Here is a 3,671-nt window from a genome sequence, read left to right as displayed (position 1 = left end):
GGTTGCGCGGGCCTGTTGGAGCTGGCTTGCCTGCGATGACGTCGGTGGGGTATCTGCGAGTGCGCGGCGTCTGCATCGCGGGCAAGACCCGCTCCTACAGCTGGCGCGGGCTCAGTCGGTGGGGTATTGCGGGGGTGAGCGCCAGCATGTCTGGGGCTTAAAAAAACGAACCCCCGCTAAAAGCGGGGGTTCGTGTGCAGCGTGAGGGCACCCAGAGGCGCCCCTTTCATCGCCATGCGCACTCAGTTGAGTGCAGGCTGGCTCCCATTGATCGGGATACGCTTGGCCTTGGCCTCTTCCGGAACGATGCGCAGCAGGTCGATGCTGAGCAGGCCGTTGGCCAGGGCTGCGGCCTTGACCTCAATATGGTCGGCCAGCCGGAACGACAGTTTGAAAGCCCGCTGGGCAATGCCCTGATGCAGGTAGGTCACGCTTTCGGCGTTGCTGTCGCGCTTGCCGCCAACAACGGTCAAGACGCCTTTCTCCACTTGCAGGTCCAGGTCCTGCTCTTGGAAGCCGGCAGCGGCAACGACGATTCGATAGTGGTCATCGCCATGCTTTTCCACGTTGTAAGGTGGGTAGCTGCTACCCGCTTCATTACGTGCCGCCGACTCGAACAGGTCATTAAAACGGTCGAAACCAACGGAATGGCGGAACAGTGGAGCCAAAGAAAAAGCAGTCGTCATGGTACATCTCCTGATAATCAGCGAGGGATTCAACGCGACCCGAATTCGGCATCGCGTACTCCCTAGATGTGGACCCGACAAACGATTTCAAGCGCCCTCTGAAAAATTTTTCAGGCCGCCTCAGTGAACGGCATACCGAGCAATTGCCCGACGCGATCACAGTCGGTTTCCCGGCGCAATTCGGTGAACAGCGCGGTCGCTTCGGGGTAGGTACGGGTCAGCATCGCCACCCACTGTTTCAGGCGCCCAGGTGCCGCACGTGGCGTCAGCTCGGCCCTGGCCTGGCGCCAGAAGTCCTGGAGCAACGGCATCAGCGCCTGCCAGTCCAGCGGCACAAATTCGACCCCATCGCGCTCGGCGGCGATCTGCCGCGCCAGGTCTGGCCGGGATACCAGGCCACGACCCAGCATGATGTCCTCGACACCACTGATTTCACGGCAACGTCGCCAGTCTTCCAGGGTCCAGACCTCACCGTTGGCAAACACCGGCACCTTGACCACGTCCTGCACCCGCGCCACCCACTCCCAATGGGCAGGCGGCTTGTAGCCATCCACCTTGGTTCGCGCATGCACCACCAGGTGCGCCGAGCCGCCTTCGGCCAGCGCCGTGGCGCAGTCAAGCGCACCGTCCGGGCTGTCAAAACCCAGGCGCATCTTCGAGGTCACCGGAATATGCGCCGGTACCGCCCGCCGCACCTCGCGAACAATGGCGTGCAGCAGTTCAGGCTCCTTGAGCAGCACAGCGCCGCCACGCGACTTGTTCACTGTCTTGGCCGGGCAACCAAAGTTCAGGTCAATCACCGGCGCGCCAAGCTCACAGGCCAACGCGGCGTTCTCGGCCAGGCACACCGGATCGGAACCCAGCAATTGCACGCGCAGCGGTACGCCGGCTGCGGTTTGCGCGCCCAAGGCCAACTCAGGCGCCATCTTGTGGAAATGCGCAGCCGGCAACAAACGGTCGCAGACCCGAATGAACTCAGTGACACACCAGTCGATGCCGCCAACCCGGGTCAGGACGTCGCGCAGAATGTTGTCGACCAGCCCCTCCATGGGGGCCAGGGCAATTTGCATAGGTTGTGTCTCGAGCGAAGAAGGCGCGCAGTCTAGCAAAAAGCCGGGTCTATCGGGCCCCGGCCATCAGCGCCTGACCATACCCCTCAAGAAACTCTGCGGGCATGCGCTTAGGCTTGCCTGTGGACAACTCGATGCAGACAAAGGTGGTCTGCGCCCGTAGCAAGGTGGCGCCATCGCTGGGACGCACCAACTGAAAACGACGTGTCATTTTCAGGCGCTGATCCCAATCGACGATCCAGGTCGCCAACTGCAACTCATCGTCCTGATACGCACTGGCCAGGTAATCGATTTCATGCCGAACCACAGCCATCGCCCGGTCAAGTCGCCGATACTCGACCAGATCCAGGCCCAGGCGCTGCGAATGGCGCCAGGCGCAACGCTCCAGCCAGGTCACATAGACCGCGTTATTGGCATGACCAAGGCCATCGATGTCTTCTGCGCCAACGCGCAGGTCGATGACGAATGGTGTTTCAAGATCCCAACTCATGCCCGCTCCAGGTGCTAGGTAGACCGACAGAGTGTAACGGATGCTCAGGCCGATTGGCGCGCCGCCAAGGTAATGCGCTCAAGCAATGCCAATACCGCCTCGATGAACAGAGGTGCGGACAACACCCGTTGATGCCCACCCTCAGGCAACAGCAACAAGCGACTGTCAAACCAGGCGTCATGAATGACCTGTGCTTCACTGGGCGAAATCCGCTCGTCGTTCTGCGCATGCACGATCAACCCGGGCAGCTCGAGCTGATAGCCGTTAACGTCAAGCCGTGACACCTGCACACCGACGTCCCGCTCAACCTGCCGAATGAACGCGGCTCGCGCCCGCGACGGCATGCCCAGATGCTGGGCAAAACCTCGCAGCACCTCAAGCAGACGCGCCGGGGCTGCCACACTCACCGCGGCATCAGCGCGCAAGCCCCACTGCAACGCCAGCAGCACGCTGGCACCGCCCATCGAGTGCCCGATCACCGCACGCAACGGTGGCAGTTCGGCGGCAGCTTCCAACAAAGCGCGGGCGAACAGCACCACATGCGCCTGCTGCCCAGGGGAATGGCCATGGGCCGGCCCATCCAGCGCCACCACCGTATACCCGGCCGCCACCAGCGCCTGGATCAAATGCGCGAACTGAGTGGGCCTGCCTTCCCAGCCGTGCATCAACAGTACCGCTGGCCCCTGCCCCCAACGCAGTGCTGAAAGCCCGAACCGCAGGGTTATCCGCTCGGCACTGGCCAGCAGCGGCAACTCCCAGGCCTTGGGCGGCAGGTTGCGTGGGGTCATGAAGGCCTGGCGCATCGTGCTCGCCACATGCTCAGGCACCAGCCGGCCAAGGGTACCGTTCACACCACGAATCCAGCTCAAACGGCTCATCGCTTTGCTCCTGTTACACGATCAGATCACCGCCGACTTGGCGGCACGCAGGACACGGTCAGACAGCTCATCGGTACCAAGCGCACGCGCCAATGCCAGACCACCCACCATCAAGGCCAGATCAGCCAGGACCTTGTCGGCGTCCTCAGGACGATCGGCCAGTTGAACCATCATCAGCTCGATGTGCTCGGCCAGGACCTGACGGAAGCTGTCGGGCAAGCGCGTCATTTCGCTCAAGGAAGTGGGCAGCGGGCACGCATGCTCGGTCGCATCTCGGTGCTTACGTGACAGGTAGAATGCCGCCACCAGGGCCCGACGGCCTTCACCATCAAGTGCAGGATCGACCTGTGCCAGCAAGGATCGACGCTCGCCCAACAACTGGCGAAAGGCCTCGAGCATCAACGCATCCTTGCTTTCGAAATGAGCATAAAATCCACCGACGGTAAGCCCAGCCGCCCCCATCACCTGGTTGACGCTAGGCTCTACCGGACCGTGCTGAATCAACGCACTGCAAGCGGCGTCGAGAATCCGATCGCGGGTCTTGGCC

5 protein-coding genes are annotated in these 3,671 nt (G+C 62.3%); all 5 read right to left on the bottom strand.

All coding sequences use genetic code 11. The features are described 5' to 3' along the window. Positions 1-242: 242 nt before the first annotated feature. Complete coding sequence (locus EKA13_RS26330) at positions 243-686, bottom strand: Hsp20 family protein (RefSeq protein ID WP_065761959.1); 444 nt, start codon at positions 684-686, stop codon at positions 243-245. A gap of 110 nt (positions 687-796) precedes the next feature. Continuing rightward, positions 797-1,756, bottom strand: a complete 960-nt coding sequence (locus tag EKA13_RS26325; protein ID WP_065761958.1) for a tRNA dihydrouridine synthase — start codon at positions 1,754-1,756, stop codon at positions 797-799. Positions 1,757-1,805: 49 nt separating this feature from the next. Next, the gene (locus tag EKA13_RS26320; protein ID WP_065761957.1) at positions 1,806-2,246 is read right to left on the bottom strand and encodes an acyl-CoA thioesterase; all 441 of its coding nucleotides are present in this window, start codon (positions 2,244-2,246) and stop codon (positions 1,806-1,808) included. Between the two features lie 44 nt (positions 2,247-2,290). After that, positions 2,291-3,124, bottom strand: a complete 834-nt coding sequence (locus EKA13_RS26315; protein ID WP_065761956.1) for an alpha/beta fold hydrolase — start codon at positions 3,122-3,124, stop codon at positions 2,291-2,293. Between the two features lie 21 nt (positions 3,125-3,145). Next, positions 3,146-3,671, bottom strand: a 526-nt coding sequence (locus EKA13_RS26310) for a TetR/AcrR family transcriptional regulator (protein WP_065761955.1), incomplete at its 5' end; no start/stop codon positions are given.

This window comes from Pseudomonas defluvii (assembly GCF_001695625.1).
GTDB lineage: Bacteria > Pseudomonadota > Gammaproteobacteria > Pseudomonadales > Pseudomonadaceae > Aquipseudomonas > Aquipseudomonas defluvii.
The sequence above is the reverse complement of the archived record's forward strand: the minus strand, read 5'-3'. Positions and strand labels throughout refer to the sequence as shown.